Here is a 15,644-nt window from a genome sequence, read left to right as displayed (position 1 = left end):
TGCGCGTCGTCCCCTCAGGACGAAGCGCGGGTTCTCCTCTCCCCGCAAGCGGCGCGAGGAGAGCACCTCTTCATCGCGCCGGAGCGGAAGCTTAGGCCACCCTCTCAGGCGGCTTTGACCGCGGCGAGGAACGTGGTCACCTCCTGTCCCAGCCCGGAGGCGTAGCGCGCCAGATCCTGCGCGGCGCTCAGCACCTGGCTGGCGGCGGCGCCGGTCTCGCCGGCGGCTTCCCGGACCTCGGCGATGTCGGCGCTGACGGCCTGCGTCCCCTGCGCGGCCTGGGTGACGTTGCGCACGATCTCGCTCGTGGCGGCGCCCTGCTCCTCCATGGCGGCGGCCACGCTCAGGGCGACCGTGCGCATGGCATCGATCGTACCCCCGATCGTCCGGATCGACTCGACGGCGTGCCGGGTCTCGCTTTGGATCGCGGCGATCTGATGGGCGATCGTGTCGGTGGCCTTGGCGGTCTGGGCCGCCAGGGCCTTCACCTCGCCGGCCACGACGGCGAAGCCTTTGCCGGCCTCCCCGGCCCGGGCGGCCTCGATGGTGGCGTTGAGCGCCAGCAGGTTGGTCTGTCCGGCGATGCCGGCGATCAGGCCCATCACCTCGCTGATCTGGTCCGTGCCCCGGGACAGGACCTGCATCAGGTCGTTCGTGCGGGCGGCGTCGACGCTGGCCTGGTCGGCCATCGTGGAGGACTGGGCGACGCGGGACGCGATCTCCTGGATCGAGGCGGACATCTCCTCGCTGGCGGCGGCCACGGTCTCGACGTTGGACGACGTCTGCTCCGAGGCGGCCGCGACACGCCCGGACTGGTCGGTGGTGCGGGCGGCCGTGCGGGTCATCTCCCGGGCGGTGGCCTCCATCTCCACGGCTGCCGCCGACAGGCTCTGGGTCAGCGCGCCGACATGGGCGTCGAACCGGCCGGTGAGTTCGTCGAGGGCCTGGGCGCGGCGCATCTTGGCGGCGTTCTCGGCGGCGGCGACGGTCTCGGCGTCCCGCTTGGCGATCAGCGCATCCTTGAAGACCTGTACGGCCCGGGCCATCGCGCCGACCTCGTCGCCGCGCCGCTGGTCCGCCACCGGCACCGCGAGGTCGCCGCCGGCGAGCCCCCGCATCGCCGCGGTCAGGCGCACGATCGGCCGCGACAGGCCGTTGCCGATGAGTACGAGCAGGGCGAGCACGGGAAGCACCAGGCCGGCGGACCAGAGGGCATTGGTCAGCGCGCGGTGGCGTACGGCCGCGTAGACGTCGTCGCGATAGAGCCCGGCGGCGACGACCCAGCCCCAGGGCTTGAACATCTGGACGCTGGCGACCTTCTCGACCGGCTCGCTCCCGCCCGCACGCGGCTTCATGTAGTCGACGAAGCCGGCACCGTCGCGCTTGGCGACGTCCACCATCTCGGCGAAGTAGCGTTTCCCGCCCGGGACGTCGGTCTGCTCCAGAACCACCTTGCCGACGTTCTTGGCGTTGAACGCGTTGGCGATCAGCCGTCCGTCGGTATCCAGGACGAAGAAATAGTCGGCGTTGCCGAAGCGCAGGGCGCTCACCGCGTCGAGGGCGGCCTTCTGGGCCTGATCGAGCGGCATCCGGCCGGCGGAGGCCAGTGCCTCGTAATGGGCGAGCAGGCTCTGGGCGACGTCGCCGAGGTTTCTGGTCATCAACGCCCGGTCCTCGAGCGCCGAGGAGCGGGTGTCGACGTAGTTCAACCCACTGAGGGCGCCGACCGCCGCCAGCACCAGGGCCATCACCGCCGCCAGCTTGTGGCGCAGCGTGACGTTCGAGAGGCTCCACCGGGGCACGGCGTGGCCCTCGGACGAGCGGTCGGTCTGCGAGCGTATCATTGAGGCACCGGAAACGGGACGGGCGAAGGCCGTCGAGGGCTGCCGGTGCCGGGGGGCGGCACCGCCCACGGCGGCCCGGACCCCACGGCACCGTTCCGGGGCGAAGGTGTGACACGGGATTGGTAAAGATTCGGTCCACACCGGGTATCGACAGCGTATTGGATACGCTTTCCGGTCTCGATAAGTCTCTGGACACATATTCGATGACCACATCGCGCGACGAGCGCGGGGGATCAAGAGGTTTCCAAGAAAAAACTACGAACCTCTTCGCGGAACAACCGCCCGCCCCGGCGGGATTGTGTGGCCTAAGCGTCGATCCGATAGTGAATCGGCTTGAAGCTTCCGTTGTTCGATTGCAGCGCCGAGCAGGCTGTCAATCCGATGATCAGGTCGGTCTCGGCGGTGAACACGATCCGGTCGCCCGCCCGGCTCAGCGGCGGCTCGACCGTGAGCGCCCCGGTCGTTCCATCGATCGGCACGTTCATGAAGCAGTTGAACGCCACCGGGATCGCGTCGGGTGCGATGCCGTAGGGGGCGAGCGCCGCGGCGAGGTTGCCGAAGCAGCCCCGGTGCGGGTCCGTGTCGCCGTAGATGATCCGGAACGTGTCGGCCGAGCACGGCGTCAGCAGGAAGTCGTGGCGGCCGACCGTGTCCTCGACGATGCGCAGCAGCACGTTCGAGCGGTTCGAGTAGAGCGGGTCGCCGGTGGTCAGGTAGATCCGGCTGGCATAGTCGAGGGTCCGCCCGGACGAGATCACCTCACCCGTGTCGTGACGATTGTAGGCGACCAGATCGGCCACCTGCTCCCCGCGCGGGTCGATCACCGTCAGCCGCTGGCCGCGGTCCAGGGTGAAGGCGACGCCTGTACGCGGCTCGATCTGCTGCACATCCGCCCGGTCCATGGTGTCTTTGCTCCCGCTCCGCTCCGGCCGGCAACGCGGCAGGCGCCGCCGCGATCCAGCGGCGCCTCAGGCGCCGCTGGTCGGGAAGGTGAGGTCGCGCGGGGAAGCCAGCGGATGCCAGTCGTCTACGACCGGTGTGGCGGGCGCCGCCGGACGGCCCTGCATCGGGCAGCGCCACTCGTCGCCGACCACGCGGCCGCTGTACTGGCGCGCCTCCGAGGACTCGCCGTGACGCGCCAGCATCGGATTGAGGCTGCCGGCTAGGGCCTCGTCGCGCTCCAGGATCGAGGCGCGGAGCTTCTCGTAGCGGCCCTCGGCCCGCAGCCGCTCGAACTGGGCGTGCAGGTTGAACACCAGAACCGGCGAGGAGAACCGCCGCGCCGGCCGGCTCGCGTTCGGATGCAGGCCGACCACGAAGAACGCCTCGCCGCCGAAGCTCAACGAGAAGTGCGGGTTGTCCGGATCGTCCGCTACCCGGGCGTCGTGGGGCTGGCCGAGCCAGGCATCCTTGTCGGTCAGGGATTGCGCCCGCGCCCAGAGATTCTGCTCGAACGCTTCCTCTGACAGGTCGCCCGGCCCCTCGAACACCACCGCGAAGCTCTGGAACAGGTCGGGAGCCTCCCGGTAGCGCGCCACGAAGGCGAGCAGAGCCGGGTAGACGCGCATGTCGTCCCAGCCCGAGGTGATGTCCCGGGCCACGACGATCTTCATGCGCCCGCGCGACAGCGCCGACTTGGCGCCGACGCAGGGGAACGGGGGATTTCGAATGAAGTCGCGGAAGGCCTGGGCACGCGGATGCTCTTGGTCGTCGCGGGGAAACTGCATGCGCTCCGTAGCCCGTATCTGCGCAGGTCCGCCCCGGAGGGGGCAACCGCTGGTCGGGACTCGGGCAACTGCGGTTTCAGGTCACTGTTCCCGCCTGCGACAGGTCGTCCGGGGAGAAGGTGAATCGAAAGCCGTCACGCGAAGGATCGAGGACGGTGTTCGAAAGAACTGTCGCAATGTTCGCCTACGGCACAAACATAGATTAAGGTCGGATAGACTCGCTCCACCCCCGCGCGAATGTTGCGGGACTCGTGGCGTGACTTCTCCGCATGGTCTGCCGGCCCGATCCAGATCGGGGCCCGTCTGGCTCGTCTTTCCCATCCTCGCCCGCGTCCTGAGGCGACGGACCGAGACTCGGATGGCTTACGCCTGAGGATCTGGGGGCGGGTTGGAGGGGCGCTGATCTAGAGCGGACGCGTGCCTGTCGGACGCCGTGCATGTCGGGCAAGCCGACCCGGCCCTGCGGGAGAGCCGGGTCGGCATGGCGTCCTCAGGAAGGCCGCCGAAGTCGCCCCGGGCTCGGCGGCGCGCTGCGGCTCCGGACGCGGTTGGTCCTAATGGTCGTGGTTGCAGCCCGGACCGTGCACGTGCCCCGGATGCGCATGGTCATGCGTCCCGGCCTGGTCGTGCGCGTGAGGGTCGTGATCAGGACCATGGCCGTGCCCCTGATCATGCGCGTGCCCGTGATCATGCGCATGTGCGTGATCGTCGGCGTGCGCGTGGGTGTGCCCGTCGGTGTGCCCGTGGGCGTGTTCGTGGGCGTGTTCGTGGGCGTGTTCGTGATCATGCCCGTGGTCGTGATGGTCATGCCCGTGATCGTGCCCGCAGGTGCTGTGGTCGTGCGCGGCATGCTCGGGCCGGAACGGACGCGAGACCGGGCTCGCGGTGCAGCCCTGCCCGCGCACCAGCTCGGCATTGGCCGGCGAGGCCGGGACGTAGAGCACGTCCGCGGCGATCTCGGCGGGGACGTGATTGCCGCCGAGCTGCCAGGCCAGCCGGGTCAGCCGGGCCGGGTTCCCGGCGCGCACCTCCAGCAGCGCCTCCGCGGCGGCCCGCACCGCGACGAGGCGGCCGTCCTCCAGGCGCAGGGCGTCGCCGTCCTCCAGCGCCGCCGCCTTGGCGAGCGCCACCTCGAACCCGAGGCCGCCCTCCGCGACGAGGGATCGGAGGCCGCCGCCCGGCCCGCGTGGTCGAGGCTCACCGTGTCGACCACGCGGTCGGGGCGAACCGCGGCCCGGCGGACGATCGTGGTGGCTCTCGACATGGGACCCTCGGGGATGGCGCCGCGGCGCCCCGGCCGGAGCGCCGCCTCAGGCCGGTGGCATAGGGCGAGACGGGAAGCGGGCGCAACTCCGGCCGCCGCCGGTGGGAGGCGCCGGCGCGGCATTCGGGACCCGCGCGCGATCGACGGCTCCGGGCAGGGAACCTTAGCCGTAGGGAGCGCATTGCTTTACTGCTAAGCTCACCGCGATCCGCCACGACGACGGCCGGACCGGATGCACAAGGGAGATCAGGGGACCATGAAGAAGCTGACCGCAGCCGCCCTCGCCACCATCGCAGCCCTGTCGCTGGGCGCCTGCAACACGCCGGAGGACCGGGCTCTCGGCGGTGCCGGCCTCGGCGCGCTCACCGGCGCGGCCATCGGCGCTGCCGCCACGGGCCGCGCTGGCGGCGCCTGGCGGGTGCCGCGATCGGCGGCGCCGGCGGCGCCATCGTGGACGCACCTCCACGGCGCCGCGCTGCCCCTACGGCACCTACCGGGACGCCTACGGCAACATCTACTGCCGCTAAAGCCGGGGGGCCGGGCGCGTCCCGGCCCTTCCGCACCGCCCGAGGAGCGGTTATCCCGGCCTTGGCCGGGGCGTCCCCGGTGCCGGACCTGAAGCCGCCGACCATGACCGCATCGCGTCCGCGTTTCCCCTCGGGAACGCCCAGTCCATGAGCCAGGGGGCCAAGCTCCAGGGCCCCTGGGGCAAGCTCGGCGGTGCCGGGCTCGGCCTCGCCGTGGGCGGTCCGCTCGGGGCGCTGATCGGCGGCGTCGCGGGCCACTTCCTGGTCGACCGGATCGGCGCGCCCTTCGGCCCGACGCCGCGCGACGTGGTGTTCACCACCGGACTGGTGGCGCTGGCGGCCAAGATGGCCAAGTCCGACGGCGTCGTGCTGCCCTCCGAGGTCGAGGCGTTCGGCCGGGTCGTCCGCGTCGACGAATCCGCGCGGTCCGGCGTCGAGCGGCTGTTCGACCTGGCCAAAAAGACCACGAACGGCTTCGAAGCCTACGCGCGTCAGCTCGCGACGACCTTCGGTGACGAGCCGGCCCTTCTCGAGGACGTGCTCGACGGCCTGTTCCAGATCGCGGGCGCCGACGGCGCGCTGCACGAGGCCGAGGAGCGCTACCTGCGCGCCGTCTCGGAGATCTTCGGCTTCGACGATGCCGCCTTCCGGCGGATCGCGGCCCGGCACGTGCGGCTGCCGGACGATCCCTACGCGGTCCTCGGCCTCGACTCGGAGGCCGACGAGGCCACCGTCAAGGCCCGTCACCGGGCGCTGGTCGCCGAGCATCATCCCGACCGCGCGCTGGCCCGGGGCCTGCCCGCCGAGGCCGTGACCATCGCGACCCGGCGGCTCGCCGCCATCAACGCCGCCTACGACCGGATCGTGCAGGAGCGCGGAGCGCGGTGAGCCTCGATCCGGACAGCCCCCTCGCCCGCCGCGTGGCGCCCTCGCCGAACCACGGCGAGCGCCGCGGAGCGAAGCCCGACATGCTGCTCCTGCACTATACCGGCATGGCGGGCGGCGCCGCCGCGCTGGCGCGGCTGCGGGACCCGCTGAGCGAGGTCTCGGCCCACTACCTCGTGTTCGAGGATGGCGGCATCGTCCAGATGGTGCCGGAGGCTCGGCGCGCCTGGCACGCGGGCCGGGGTGCCTGGAAGGGCGTGACCGACCTGAATTCCCGCTCGGTCGGGATCGAGATCGTTCATCCGGGCCATGCCGGCGGGCTGCCGCCCTACCCGGACGTGCAGATCGACGCCGTGATCGCTCTGGCCCTGGACATCCTGGGGCGCTGGCCGATCCCGCCGGAGCGGGTGCTCGGCCATTCCGACATCGCCCCGGAGCGCAAGGAGGATCCGGGCGAGACCTTTCCCTGGGATCGCCTCGCGGCGGCCGGCATCGGCCACCGGGTGCCGCCGGCCCGCCTCCGGGATGGGCGGTTCTTCGCGCAGGGCGATGCCGGCCAGCCCGTGGAGGCGCTGCAGGCGATGTTCGCCCTCTACGGCTACGACGTGGCGGTAACCGGGACGTTCGATGCGCGCACGCATGCGGTCGTCACGGCCTTCCAGCGCCATTTCCGCCAGGAGCGCGTGGACGGCGTGGCCGACGCCTCGACCATCACCACCCTGCGCGACCTGATCGCCGCGCTACCAGCCTAGCACGGGGAAATCCCGGGCTTCCAAAGGGCTCGGCCCTTTGGCGTGGTGTCGGGACGGAGCCCCGATGAACCAGGGCCCCGCCCTGGCCCCGCACAAGGTCCCGGACCTTTTGAAACCAGGACTTCAGGCCCGATGGGCCGGCGCCTCGTGGCCGTGGGCCGGGCCGGAGACCGCCGGGGCCGGCGCGTCGGTGCGGGTGCGCCACAGGCTGTAGAGCACGCCGATCGTCAGCAGCGACAGGGTCACCACCAGGGACACCCACGGCTGGACGTGGATCAGCCCGAACGTGTCGGCGATGACGATCTTGGCGCCGATGAAGATCAGGATGAAGGCGAGCGCGGTCTTGAGATAGGCGAACCGGTCGACCATCGCGGCGAGGGCGAAGTAGAGGGCGCGCAGTCCCAGGATCGCGAAGATGTTGGAGGTGTAGACCACGAACGTGTCGGTGGTGATCGCGAAGATCGCCGGCACGCTGTCGACCGCGAAGATCACGTCGGCGCCGTTGACCAGCACCAGCGCCAGGGCGAGCGGGGTGAACCACAGGGCCTTCTTGCCGGTGGCCGGGTCCGGCCGGCGCACCGCGAAGTGCTGGCCGTGCAGCTCGGGCGTGACCCGGAAGGTCTTCTTGATCCAGCGCACGATGGCGCTGTTCTGGAAGTCGCCCTCTTCCTCGGGGCCCGAGAACAGGATCTTGAGGCCGGCGAAGATCAGGAAGGCGGCAAACAGCGACAGCACCCAGTGGACCTGGTGCACCAGCGCCGCGCCGAGCCCGATCATCAGGCCGCGCAACAGCACGGCGGCCAGGATGCCCCAGAGCAGGACCCGGTGCTGGGCGGCGCGCGGGATGCCGAGGGCGGCCAGGATCATGGCGATGACGAAGACGTTGTCCATCGACAGCGACTTCTCGACCACGAGGCCGGTGACGTATTCCTCGCCCGCCTGCGGACCGAGATACCACCAGATCCAGCCGCCGAAGGCGAGCCCGAGCGCGAGGTAGAAGCCGGTCAGCAGCAGGCTCTCGCGGACCCCGATCTCGTGGTCCTTGTCCCGGTGCAGCAGCCCGAGATCGAAGGCGAGCAGACAGGCGATCAGGACGTGGAAGCCGAGCCACATCCACAACGGCTTGCCGAGCCATTCGACGGTTAGAACGTCCATCATGTGCGGGACCTGATGCTGATTCCGGAAGGAAAGCATCGGCTCCGACATCACGGGCGCTGAAAAGCGCCCGCCAGAGGGGCCCGCAGCCGATAGGGGCGAGTTAAGCGGGCGAACCGGGCGAATCAAGGGCACGGTGGCGGCGCGCGGGTGACTCGCGCGTCGGACCGCGTCCGCGGCCGGTGCTCAGGCCTCCCCGGAGAGCTTCATCAGCACCAGGCCCGAGACGATCAGCGCCGCCGCGGCGATCCGCAACGGGCTCGCGCTCTCGCCGAGCATCAGGATGCCGAGCAGGAAGGCGCCCACCGCCCCGATGCCGGTCCAGACCGTGTAGGCGGTGCCCAGCGGCAGGCTGCGCATCGCGAAGGCCAGCAGGACGAAGCTGCCGAGCGCGGCCGCCACCGTCACGGCGCTCGGGATAGGCTGGGTGAAGCCGTCCGAGCGCTTCATCGCGTAGGCCCAGACCACCTCCAGCAGGCCGGCCGCGAGCAGGATCAGCCAAGCCAAGGTCGTGTCCTCATGTCGGGGTGTCGGCGGCCGGCGCTGCGCCGGGCTTTGCCGCGGGACGTTCACCGAGCGGGCGCTCCTCCATGTAGGCGAGGAACCCGAGGGCCGCCACCAGGCCGACGCAGGCGGCCAGGAACACGGAGCGGAAGGTCTCGGCCAGATGCGCGGGATCGCCGCCGCGGATCAGGCTCTCCACGTCGTGCCCGGTCCCGGCGGCCCCCCCGAGCACGATCGTCCCGAAGGCGGCCACGATCAGGGCGCCGCCGAGCGAGCGGAAGAAGTTCATCGCTGCCGTGGCGATGCCGAGCTGGTGCGGCTCCACGGCGTTCTGGATCGCGATGGTGGAGAGCGGCAGGATCGTCCCGATCCCCATGGAGAGCAGCGCCAGCATCACCTCCATCAGCCAGAACGGCAGCGCCCGTCCCTCCAGGGCGATGATGGCGCAGCAGGCGATGCTGACGCTCATCATGGCCAGCGGCACGCGCTTGTAGTGCCGGAACAGCAGCATCGACCGGCCCGACAGCGTCGCCCCGGTGACGGTGCCGACCATCAGGGGCACCAGGGCCACGCCGGATTCGCTGGCGGTGAGCCCGAGCACGCCTTCGAGGAAGATCGGCACGTAGATGGTCAGGCCGATGAAGGTGCCCATGGCAAAGCAGGCCGACAGCGTGGCGCTGTAGACCACCCGGTCCTTCAGCACCTGCGTGGGGATCAGCGGCTCGGCTGCCGTGGCGAGCCGGGCCGCGAAGCCGCACCCGAGCACGGCCGCAACGGCGAGCAGGCCGAGCACCGGCGCGGAGCCCCAAGGGTAGCGCACGCCGCCCCAGCTCAGGGCCAGCATCAGGGTGGTCGAGCTCAGCACCAGCAGGATGGCGCCGGGATAATCCAGCGTGTGGCGGCGCTCGTTGCGCGGCAGCAGCTTCAGCTTGGCGTTGGTCAGCGCGAAGGCGAGGAAGCCGATCGGCAGGTTGATCCAGAAGATCAGCGACCAGTGCAGGTGCTGGGCGAAGAAGCCCCCGAGCAGGGGCCCCGCCACCGAGGCCGCCACGAACACGCCCGCGATCACCACCTGGTAGCGCGCCCGCTCCTTGGGCGCCATGATGTCGGCCAGGATGGTCTGCGACAGGGCGATCAGCCCGCCGCCGCCGATGCCCTGGAGGCCCCGGGCCAGCGCCAGGGTCACCATGGTGGGCGCCACCGCGCAGGCGAGCGACCCGAGCACGAAGGTCGCGATGGCGATCAGCAGCATGATCCGCCGGCCGTGGATGTCAGAGAGCTTGCCGTAGAGCGGCGTGACCGCCGTGGAGGCGAGCAGGTAGGCGGTGACGATCCAGGGCAGGTTGGCGGCGTCGCCGAGATCGAGCCCGATGGTCGGCATCGCGGTCGCCACGATGGTCTGATCGAGGGCCGCGAGCAGCATCGCGGTCATCAGGCCGAAGACGATCGACCGGATCTCGAGCGGGCTGAGGCGGCCTTTCGAGGGCACGGCGGGGGCCGGCGTGGACGGATCGGTCGCGGTGACGGCGGTGGAGAGCGTCACGGGCGGGAAGCCTCTTCTGGGTTTGCGCCGGATCGGCAGGCTGGACGGGAACGAGGCTGCAGCATCACGGTTGCGCGCAGAGGACGGCATTAACGTCGGGCCGCGCCGGATCCTACGCGTTCCGCGGTCGTCTGCCGTGTGCGTGACACGGGGTGAATTGCCCGCAGGCGGTGCCCCACGGATAATGTGCGGATGGCCGACATCATCTACCGGGCCGCGCGGGCGACGGACGCGCAGACCATCGCTGCGATCCACGTAGCGAGTTGGCGCGATGCCTATCGGTCGATCCTCGATCCCGCGTTTCTGGCCGAGCCCGTCGAGGAGGATCGCCTTTCGCACTGGCTCGGAAAGCTCGACACGCCGGCCTTGAATTTCATGGTCGAGATCGCCTCGACGTCCGATGAAGGACTTGTCGGCTTCGTAGCGACGCATCGTGATCTTGATCGGCGATGGGGCAGCTTGGTCGATAACCTGCACGTCCGTCCAGAGATGCGGGGCAGGAAGATCGGGGAGGCACTGCTGCGCTCGGCTGCGCGAAAGCTCGCCGCCCAGCAGGCGGGAAATGGCCTGTACCTATGGGTTTTCGAGGCCAATGAGGCTGCGCTTCGCTTCTATGAGCGTATGGGCGGCCAGGTTGTCGAACAAGCCATCTCGCAGATCCCGGCCGCGAACGGCAGGACAATTCTGCGGGTCCATTGGCCGACACTGTCGGATTTGTGTTAGAATCTGTTGTTCGATCTTTCCCATCCTCCTCATCCTGAGGCGCCGGAGCGCAGCGGAGGCCTCGAAGGAGCCCTCCAGCCAGCTGCGCGATCCCTGGAGGGCTCCTTCGAGGCGGCTGCGCCGTACCTCAGGATGAGGGGGGAGTGTGGGATCTCCGCCAACCGGAACCGTCACGCGACGGGAACCGGGCGGACAAACAGGCTGTCGGGGAGCCGCATCGTCGCAGAACGGCGCCGGGTAAGGCGGTCCGGCCCCTGAGACGCCGCCGACATCGGCCACATCTTGACAGGTGCGGGCAGCCTGCCGCTCTCCAGGCGGATGCCGGACGACATCAACGATATCGCCATCGTGGGCGGCGGGCCGGCCGGGCTGGCTGCGGCCGAGGTGCTGGCGCAGGCCGGCCGCGCGGTGACGGTGTACGACCGGATGCCCTCTGTCGCCCGCAAGCTGCTGATCGCCGGGCGCGGCGGCCTCAACCTCACCCACAGCGAGCCGCGCGCGGCCTTCCTGGCCCGCTACCATCCCGCCGGCCACCTGGACGCCGCCATCGCGGCGTTTCCCCCGGAGGCCCTGCGAGACTGGTGCGCGGATCTCGGCGAGCCGACCTTCGTGGGATCGAGCGGGCGGGTGTTTCCGACGAGCTTCAAGGCGTCGCCGCTGCTCCGGGCCTGGCTGACGCGGCTCGACCGGCTCGGGGTCCGGATCCGCACCCGACACCGGCTCACGGCGATCGGTGAGGCACTTGCCTTCGCGACGCCGGACGGGCCGGTCGAGATCCGGCCCCGGGCTGCCCTGCTGGCGCTCGGCGGGGCGAGCTGGCCGCGGCTCGGCTCTGACGGGCTCTGGGTGCCGCTTCTCGAGGGGCTCGGCGTGGACGTCGCGCCCCTGGAGCCGGCCAATGCGGGTTTTGCCGTGGCGTGGTCCGCCCTGTTCCGCGAGCGGTTTTCCGGGGCGCCGCTCAAGCGGGTGGCGCTCGCCTGCGACGGCGTTGCGGTCCGGGGCGAGGCCGTGATCACGGCCGCCGGGATCGAGGGCGGGGCGATCTACGCCCTGTCGCGGCCCCTGCGGACGGCGATCGCCGGACGGGGCCGTGCCCGGCTCACCGTCGATCTGCGCCCCGGACTGACCGGGACGGATCTGCCCGCCGCCTCGCCGGCGCCCGGCGGGACTCGACCGCGACCCGCCTGCGCAAGGCCGCGGGGCTCTCGCCGGTGGCCGCGGGTCTCCTGCGCGAGGCGGCCGGCCAAAACCTTCCGGCGAGCCCGGCGCTCGCCGGGCTGATCAGCCGCCCCCTCGACCTCACCGGCTCGGCCCCGATCGAGCGGGCGATCTCGACGGCGGGCGGGGTCCGCTCGACGCCCTCGACGGCCGCGCCATGCTGCGCGCCCGTCCCGGCCTGTTCCTGGCCGGCGGATGCTCGACTGGGAGGCGCAGACCGGCGGCTACCTGCTCCAGGGCGCCTTCGCGGGCGGACGGGCCGCCGCCGCCGGGATGCTCGACTGGCTGCGCCAGAGCGGCGGCTAGGGCGCCCGTCGCGGCTAGGACGCTCGTCGCCGAAGGGGATACCGGCTCACCGCCGGGTGCAGAACCCGACGATCCCCGAGGCGTCCGCCGGGCAGGTGGCGCCCTCCCCGTCATAGACGGGGGTGCCGCCCTTGAGGCAGTGGGCGGTGACCAGCATCTCATCGGCCGCGCAGGTGACGGTGCAGCCGCCCGCGCAGTCGGACTTGCGCACGGCCCGCAGGGCGGATGCGCCGGTCTCGCCCCTGGACTCTGCCCCGCCGGCCGGGCCGGGCTCGCCCTTGATGCCCGGCTCGCCCTTCGGTCCTGGATCGCCCTTCGGTCCCGGATCGCCCTTTGCGCCCGGAATTCCCGCAGCACCCGGCTCACCCTTCTCGCCAGGCTCTCCCTTGCTGCCCGGTTCACCCTTGCTGCCCGAGTCGCCCTTGCTGCCCGGTTCACCCTTCGGGCCGGTCTCGCCCTTCGGACCAGGCTCCCCGGTCGGACCCGCGGCGCCCTGGGGGCCAGGCGGGCCCAGCTGGCGCCTTCGGCGGCGCAGTTCGCGACGACCGCCTCGCGCCTCGTCCGGGTCGGCCGCGAGGGTCACCACGCAGGTCGGCGGCCGGTAGGGGACCCGGAACGCGAAGCGCCCGCGCCGGTCGGCCTGGATCGAGATGTCGTCGTCCAGGACCACGATCGCCCCCGGCTTGCGCACCGAGCCCGAGATCCGCAGGTCGCCGGCCTCGATCCGGGCGTCGTAGACCATGATCGGCTGGCTCGGGACCGGCGCGTGCCGGGGCGCAGCTTAGCCTGGCGCGGGGCGCCTCGGAGGATGGGGCAGGGCCGGGGTCGGGCGGCTGCTGGGCGAGGGCCGCTCCTGAGAGGGCGAGCAGGATCGTCAAGGCGAGGGCTGGGCGCATGCTCGGACCGTGTCGGCCGCGTCTGGCGCGGCAGACGACTGTGGTCTCGGCTCGCGGGCTCGGTCAACCGTGGCTTTGGTCGCGGGCGGGGCGGCTGATTCCACAGGCGTCCACAATCATCCACAGGCCAAGCTGCTGGCCCGGCGTCCGATTCAGGTGACCCGCTGAAACGGTTTGAACATGTTCCTGTTATGTTCTTATCGTCCGGCATGATCGGAGCACGCGGAGATGGGGCTGGACCCTGCGAACCAGACCGGGCGGGATCCCGCGCCAGGCAGCCCCAGGAGCGGCTGGCGGCGCTGCAGGGGCGCGCTCTGTCCGCGTCGGCTGGTCAGGCAGCCCGCCGTCGGTCCTGTCCCTGGATCTGCCGGCGATCGACGCGCACCTGCCCGGCGGCGGTCTGGCGCTCGGGCCGCCGCACGAAATCGCCCCGGCCGAGCCTGCGGACGCGATCGCGGCCCTGAGCTTCGCCGCTAGCGCTCTGTGCCGCTCGCCCGCACGCAAAGGCGCGGCGCTGATCGCCGCCGCCCCAGACCAGCCGTTGCCCCACGGGCCCGGCCGAGCCGGCCTCGGCCTGGATCCGCCCGGCTGCTCCTGCTGGAAGCGGGCGGCGACGCGGAGGTGTTCCGCGCGCTCGAGGCGGCGCTCCACGCCCGCACCTTGTCGGCGCTCGTCGGCCTGGTTCAGGACGGCCTGCCGCTGAAGCCGGCCGGCGCCTGCAGCTTCGCCGCCGAAGGGGCACGGAGAGCGACGGGCCGCCGCTCAGCGATCCTGCAGCCCGCCGAGGCCGGGCTGCTTAACGGCGCCGCCTACCCGGTGGCGGGATCGCTCCGGCTCCGGCCGCCCGGGACCGGTTCGGCACCCTCGACAGCCCGCGCTGGCGGGCGCGCCTCGATCGCTGCCGCAACGGCCGGGGCGGCGACTGGCTTCTGGAGTGGGACCATGCCGCGCATCGTCTGCGTCTGCCTGAGCCATTGGCCCGTGACGCGGTTGCGGCGGGCCGGTCCGCGCACTGACCGAGGGCCCGCTCGCGGTGGCGGCCGAGGGCCCGGCGGCCTGCGGCTCCTCGCCCTCGACCCGGGGCGGGTGCCCTCGGCTTGAGGCCGGTTCAACTCCTGGGCCGGGTCCGGGCGCGGATCGGCGTGCCCGCCCAGGTCTACCCGCCGATCCCGGAAGCCGACCGGGCGGCGCTGCTGCGGCTCTGCCGCTGGGGGGCTACGCTAGGGTGCTCATTCGGGCCGGCCGAGGCCGCGGACGGGTTTTACGTCGACGTCGCCGGGCGAGCCACCTGCGCAGGGCGAGGGCCCCCTCGTGGACGACCTCGCCGGGCGCCTCGCCCGGTCGAAGATTCCCGCCCGATCGCGCTGGCCCATCCCCGGCGGCGCCTTCGCTGTGGCCCGCTTCGGCGCCGCCGACCCGGGTGGAGTCGTACCCCGGGCCGCCCGGGCCCTCGGGGCTGCCCGTGGAGGCCCTGCGCCCGATCCCGGCAGCACGGTCTCGGGCCTGAGGCGGCTCGGCCTGCGCCGGGTCGGCGAGGATCGACGCCCTCGCCCGGGGCCGCTGGCCCGCCGCTTCGGCGAGGCCCTGCTGCCGCCTCGACCGGGCGATGGGCTGCCGGCCCGAACCCCTGGCGCCGCTCACCGAGGAGGCCGCGTACCGGGCCGCCCGGGGCTTCCTCGACCCGATCGGCCGGCAGTCGGACATCGTCGTCACCGCCCGGCTGCTGATGGCGGAGATCGCCCCCCGGCTGGAGCGCGACGGGGTCGGCGCCTGCGCCCTGCGCCTCGTCCTGCACCGGGTCGACGGGGTCACGCGCGCCCTCGATCTCGGCCTGTCCCGGCCCGAGCGCTGTCCCGAGCGCGTCGCCACCCTGGTCTCCCTGCGCCTCGACCGCCTCGGGGCGGCTCTCGACGCCGGCTTCGGCTTCGAGACCGTGGCGCTCACCGTCACGGTGACCGGGCCGATGACGGCCCGCCAGACGGATCTCGGGGCGTCGCCCCAGGGGGACGGGATCGGAGTCCTGGCCGACGCCCTGGCGCAGAGGCTCGGCCGGCCGCTCCTGCGCCTCGGGGCGCGGGCGAGCCACCTCCGGAGCCGGGCCGGCCACACCCTCCCGTGGACTGCAGACCCGACGCCCTGGCCGGACCACCTCCCGCCCCGGCCCCTGGTGCTGTTCCCGGGCGAGGCTGCCCTCGACGTGCTGTCCACGGTGCCCGAGGGACCGCCCCGGCGCTTCCGCTGGCGCGCCCGGATCCACGCGATCGTCCATGCCGAGGGCCGGAGCGGATCGCGGCCGAGTG

12 protein-coding genes and 2 pseudogenes are annotated in these 15,644 nt (G+C 72.1%); 6 read left to right on the top strand and 8 right to left on the bottom strand.

The window, feature by feature from the left end:
- Window positions 1-104: 104 nt before the first annotated feature.
- From FVA80_RS05085 to FVA80_RS05070, 4 genes are all read right to left on the bottom strand, one after another.
- On the bottom strand, window positions 105-1,844 hold the full coding sequence (locus FVA80_RS05085; RefSeq protein WP_147910451.1) for a methyl-accepting chemotaxis protein: 1,740 nt from the start codon (window positions 1,842-1,844) through the stop codon (window positions 105-107).
- Window positions 1,845-2,149: 305 nt separating this feature from the next.
- The gene (locus FVA80_RS05080) at window positions 2,150-2,746 is read right to left on the bottom strand and encodes an urea carboxylase-associated family protein (RefSeq protein WP_147910452.1); all 597 of its coding nucleotides are present in this window, start codon (window positions 2,744-2,746) and stop codon (window positions 2,150-2,152) included.
- Window positions 2,747-2,812: 66 nt separating this feature from the next.
- Entirely contained in the window at window positions 2,813-3,571 is a 759-nt protein-coding gene (gene gntA / locus FVA80_RS05075; RefSeq protein ID WP_147910453.1) for a guanitoxin biosynthesis heme-dependent pre-guanitoxin N-hydroxylase GntA, read from the bottom strand.
- A gap of 554 nt (window positions 3,572-4,125) precedes the next feature.
- Window positions 4,126-4,701, bottom strand: a complete 576-nt coding sequence (locus FVA80_RS05070; protein ID WP_348644627.1) for an urease accessory protein UreE — start codon at window positions 4,699-4,701, stop codon at window positions 4,126-4,128.
- Between the two features lie 390 nt (window positions 4,702-5,091).
- Here FVA80_RS05070 and FVA80_RS31020 point away from each other — a divergent pair.
- The 3 genes and pseudogenes from FVA80_RS31020 to FVA80_RS05055 all read left to right on the top strand — a co-directional run bounded on the left by FVA80_RS31020 (window position 5,092) and on the right by FVA80_RS05055 (window position 6,999).
- Window positions 5,092-5,362 (top strand): annotated as a pseudogene (locus FVA80_RS31020) (hypothetical protein).
- 147 nt (window positions 5,363-5,509) lie between these two features.
- Window positions 5,510-6,250 (top strand): TerB family tellurite resistance protein, encoded by a 741-nt coding sequence (locus FVA80_RS05060; RefSeq protein WP_147910813.1) that lies wholly within the window; start codon window positions 5,510-5,512, stop codon window positions 6,248-6,250.
- On the top strand, window positions 6,247-6,999 hold the full coding sequence (locus FVA80_RS05055; protein WP_147910814.1) for an N-acetylmuramoyl-L-alanine amidase: 753 nt from the start codon (window positions 6,247-6,249) through the stop codon (window positions 6,997-6,999). Before FVA80_RS05060 ends, FVA80_RS05055 begins: the two co-directional genes overlap by 4 nt.
- A gap of 123 nt (window positions 7,000-7,122) precedes the next feature.
- Here FVA80_RS05055 and FVA80_RS05050 read toward each other — a convergent pair whose 3' ends face one another.
- From FVA80_RS05050 to FVA80_RS05040, 3 genes are all read right to left on the bottom strand, one after another.
- Window positions 7,123-8,157 carry a TerC family protein gene (locus FVA80_RS05050; protein ID WP_147910815.1) on the bottom strand — a complete coding sequence of 345 codons (1,035 nt, stop codon included), beginning with the start codon at window positions 8,155-8,157 and terminating at the stop codon, window positions 7,123-7,125.
- Window positions 8,158-8,340: 183 nt separating this feature from the next.
- Entirely contained in the window at window positions 8,341-8,661 is a 321-nt protein-coding gene (sugE, locus tag FVA80_RS05045) for a quaternary ammonium compound efflux SMR transporter SugE (RefSeq protein WP_147910816.1), read from the bottom strand.
- A 10-nt stretch (window positions 8,662-8,671) separates the two neighbouring features.
- On the bottom strand, window positions 8,672-10,090 hold the full coding sequence (locus FVA80_RS05040; RefSeq protein WP_246692494.1) for an MDR family MFS transporter: 1,419 nt from the start codon (window positions 10,088-10,090) through the stop codon (window positions 8,672-8,674).
- Between the two features lie 303 nt (window positions 10,091-10,393).
- On the opposite strand from FVA80_RS05040, the gene FVA80_RS05035 reads away from it, so the two are divergent.
- Both FVA80_RS05035 and FVA80_RS05025 read left to right on the top strand, forming a co-directional pair.
- A complete protein-coding gene (locus tag FVA80_RS05035; protein ID WP_147910817.1) occupies window positions 10,394-10,924 on the top strand; it encodes a GNAT family N-acetyltransferase in 531 nt (176 codons plus the stop codon).
- Window positions 10,925-11,242: 318 nt separating this feature from the next.
- Window positions 11,243-12,448, top strand: a pseudogene (locus FVA80_RS05025) (TIGR03862 family flavoprotein).
- Between the two features lie 46 nt (window positions 12,449-12,494).
- Here FVA80_RS05025 and FVA80_RS05020 read toward each other — a convergent pair.
- Complete coding sequence (locus FVA80_RS05020) at window positions 12,495-13,190, bottom strand: collagen-like protein (RefSeq protein WP_246692269.1); 696 nt, start codon at window positions 13,188-13,190, stop codon at window positions 12,495-12,497.
- 775 nt (window positions 13,191-13,965) lie between these two features.
- On the opposite strand from FVA80_RS05020, the gene FVA80_RS31015 reads away from it, so the two are divergent.
- Window positions 13,966-14,445: a hypothetical protein gene (locus FVA80_RS31015; protein WP_246692268.1), complete on the top strand. Its 480-nt coding sequence runs from the start codon at window positions 13,966-13,968 to the stop codon at window positions 14,443-14,445.
- Window positions 14,446-15,644 lie beyond the last annotated feature (1,199 nt).

The organism is Methylobacterium sp. WL1 (assembly GCF_008000895.1).
In the GTDB taxonomy this organism is placed as follows: Bacteria; Pseudomonadota; Alphaproteobacteria; order Rhizobiales; family Beijerinckiaceae; genus Methylobacterium.
This window is presented reverse-complemented; position numbering and strand designations above follow the sequence as displayed.

What these genes read in the sequence shown, in the direction of transcription:
- FVA80_RS05040 (WP_246692494.1), bottom strand. Translation starts at nt 10,090, where the DNA reads ATGACCGCGATGCTGCTCGCGGCCCTCGATCAGACCATCGTGGCGACC.
- FVA80_RS05050 (WP_147910815.1), bottom strand. Translation starts at nt 8,157, where the DNA reads ATGATGGACGTTCTAACCGTCGAATGGCTCGGCAAGCCGTTGTGGATG.
- gntA (WP_147910453.1), bottom strand. Translation starts at nt 3,571, where the DNA reads ATGCAGTTTCCCCGCGACGACCAAGAGCATCCGCGTGCCCAGGCCTTC.
- FVA80_RS05060 (WP_147910813.1), top strand. Translation starts at nt 5,510, where the DNA reads ATGAGCCAGGGGGCCAAGCTCCAGGGCCCCTGGGGCAAGCTCGGCGGT.
- FVA80_RS05085 (WP_147910451.1), bottom strand. Translation starts at nt 1,844, where the DNA reads ATGATACGCTCGCAGACCGACCGCTCGTCCGAGGGCCACGCCGTGCCC.
- FVA80_RS05035 (WP_147910817.1), top strand. Translation starts at nt 10,394, where the DNA reads ATGGCCGACATCATCTACCGGGCCGCGCGGGCGACGGACGCGCAGACC.
- FVA80_RS05080 (WP_147910452.1), bottom strand. Translation starts at nt 2,746, where the DNA reads ATGGACCGGGCGGATGTGCAGCAGATCGAGCCGCGTACAGGCGTCGCC.
- FVA80_RS05020 (WP_246692269.1), bottom strand. Translation starts at nt 13,190, where the DNA reads ATGGTCTACGACGCCCGGATCGAGGCCGGCGACCTGCGGATCTCGGGC.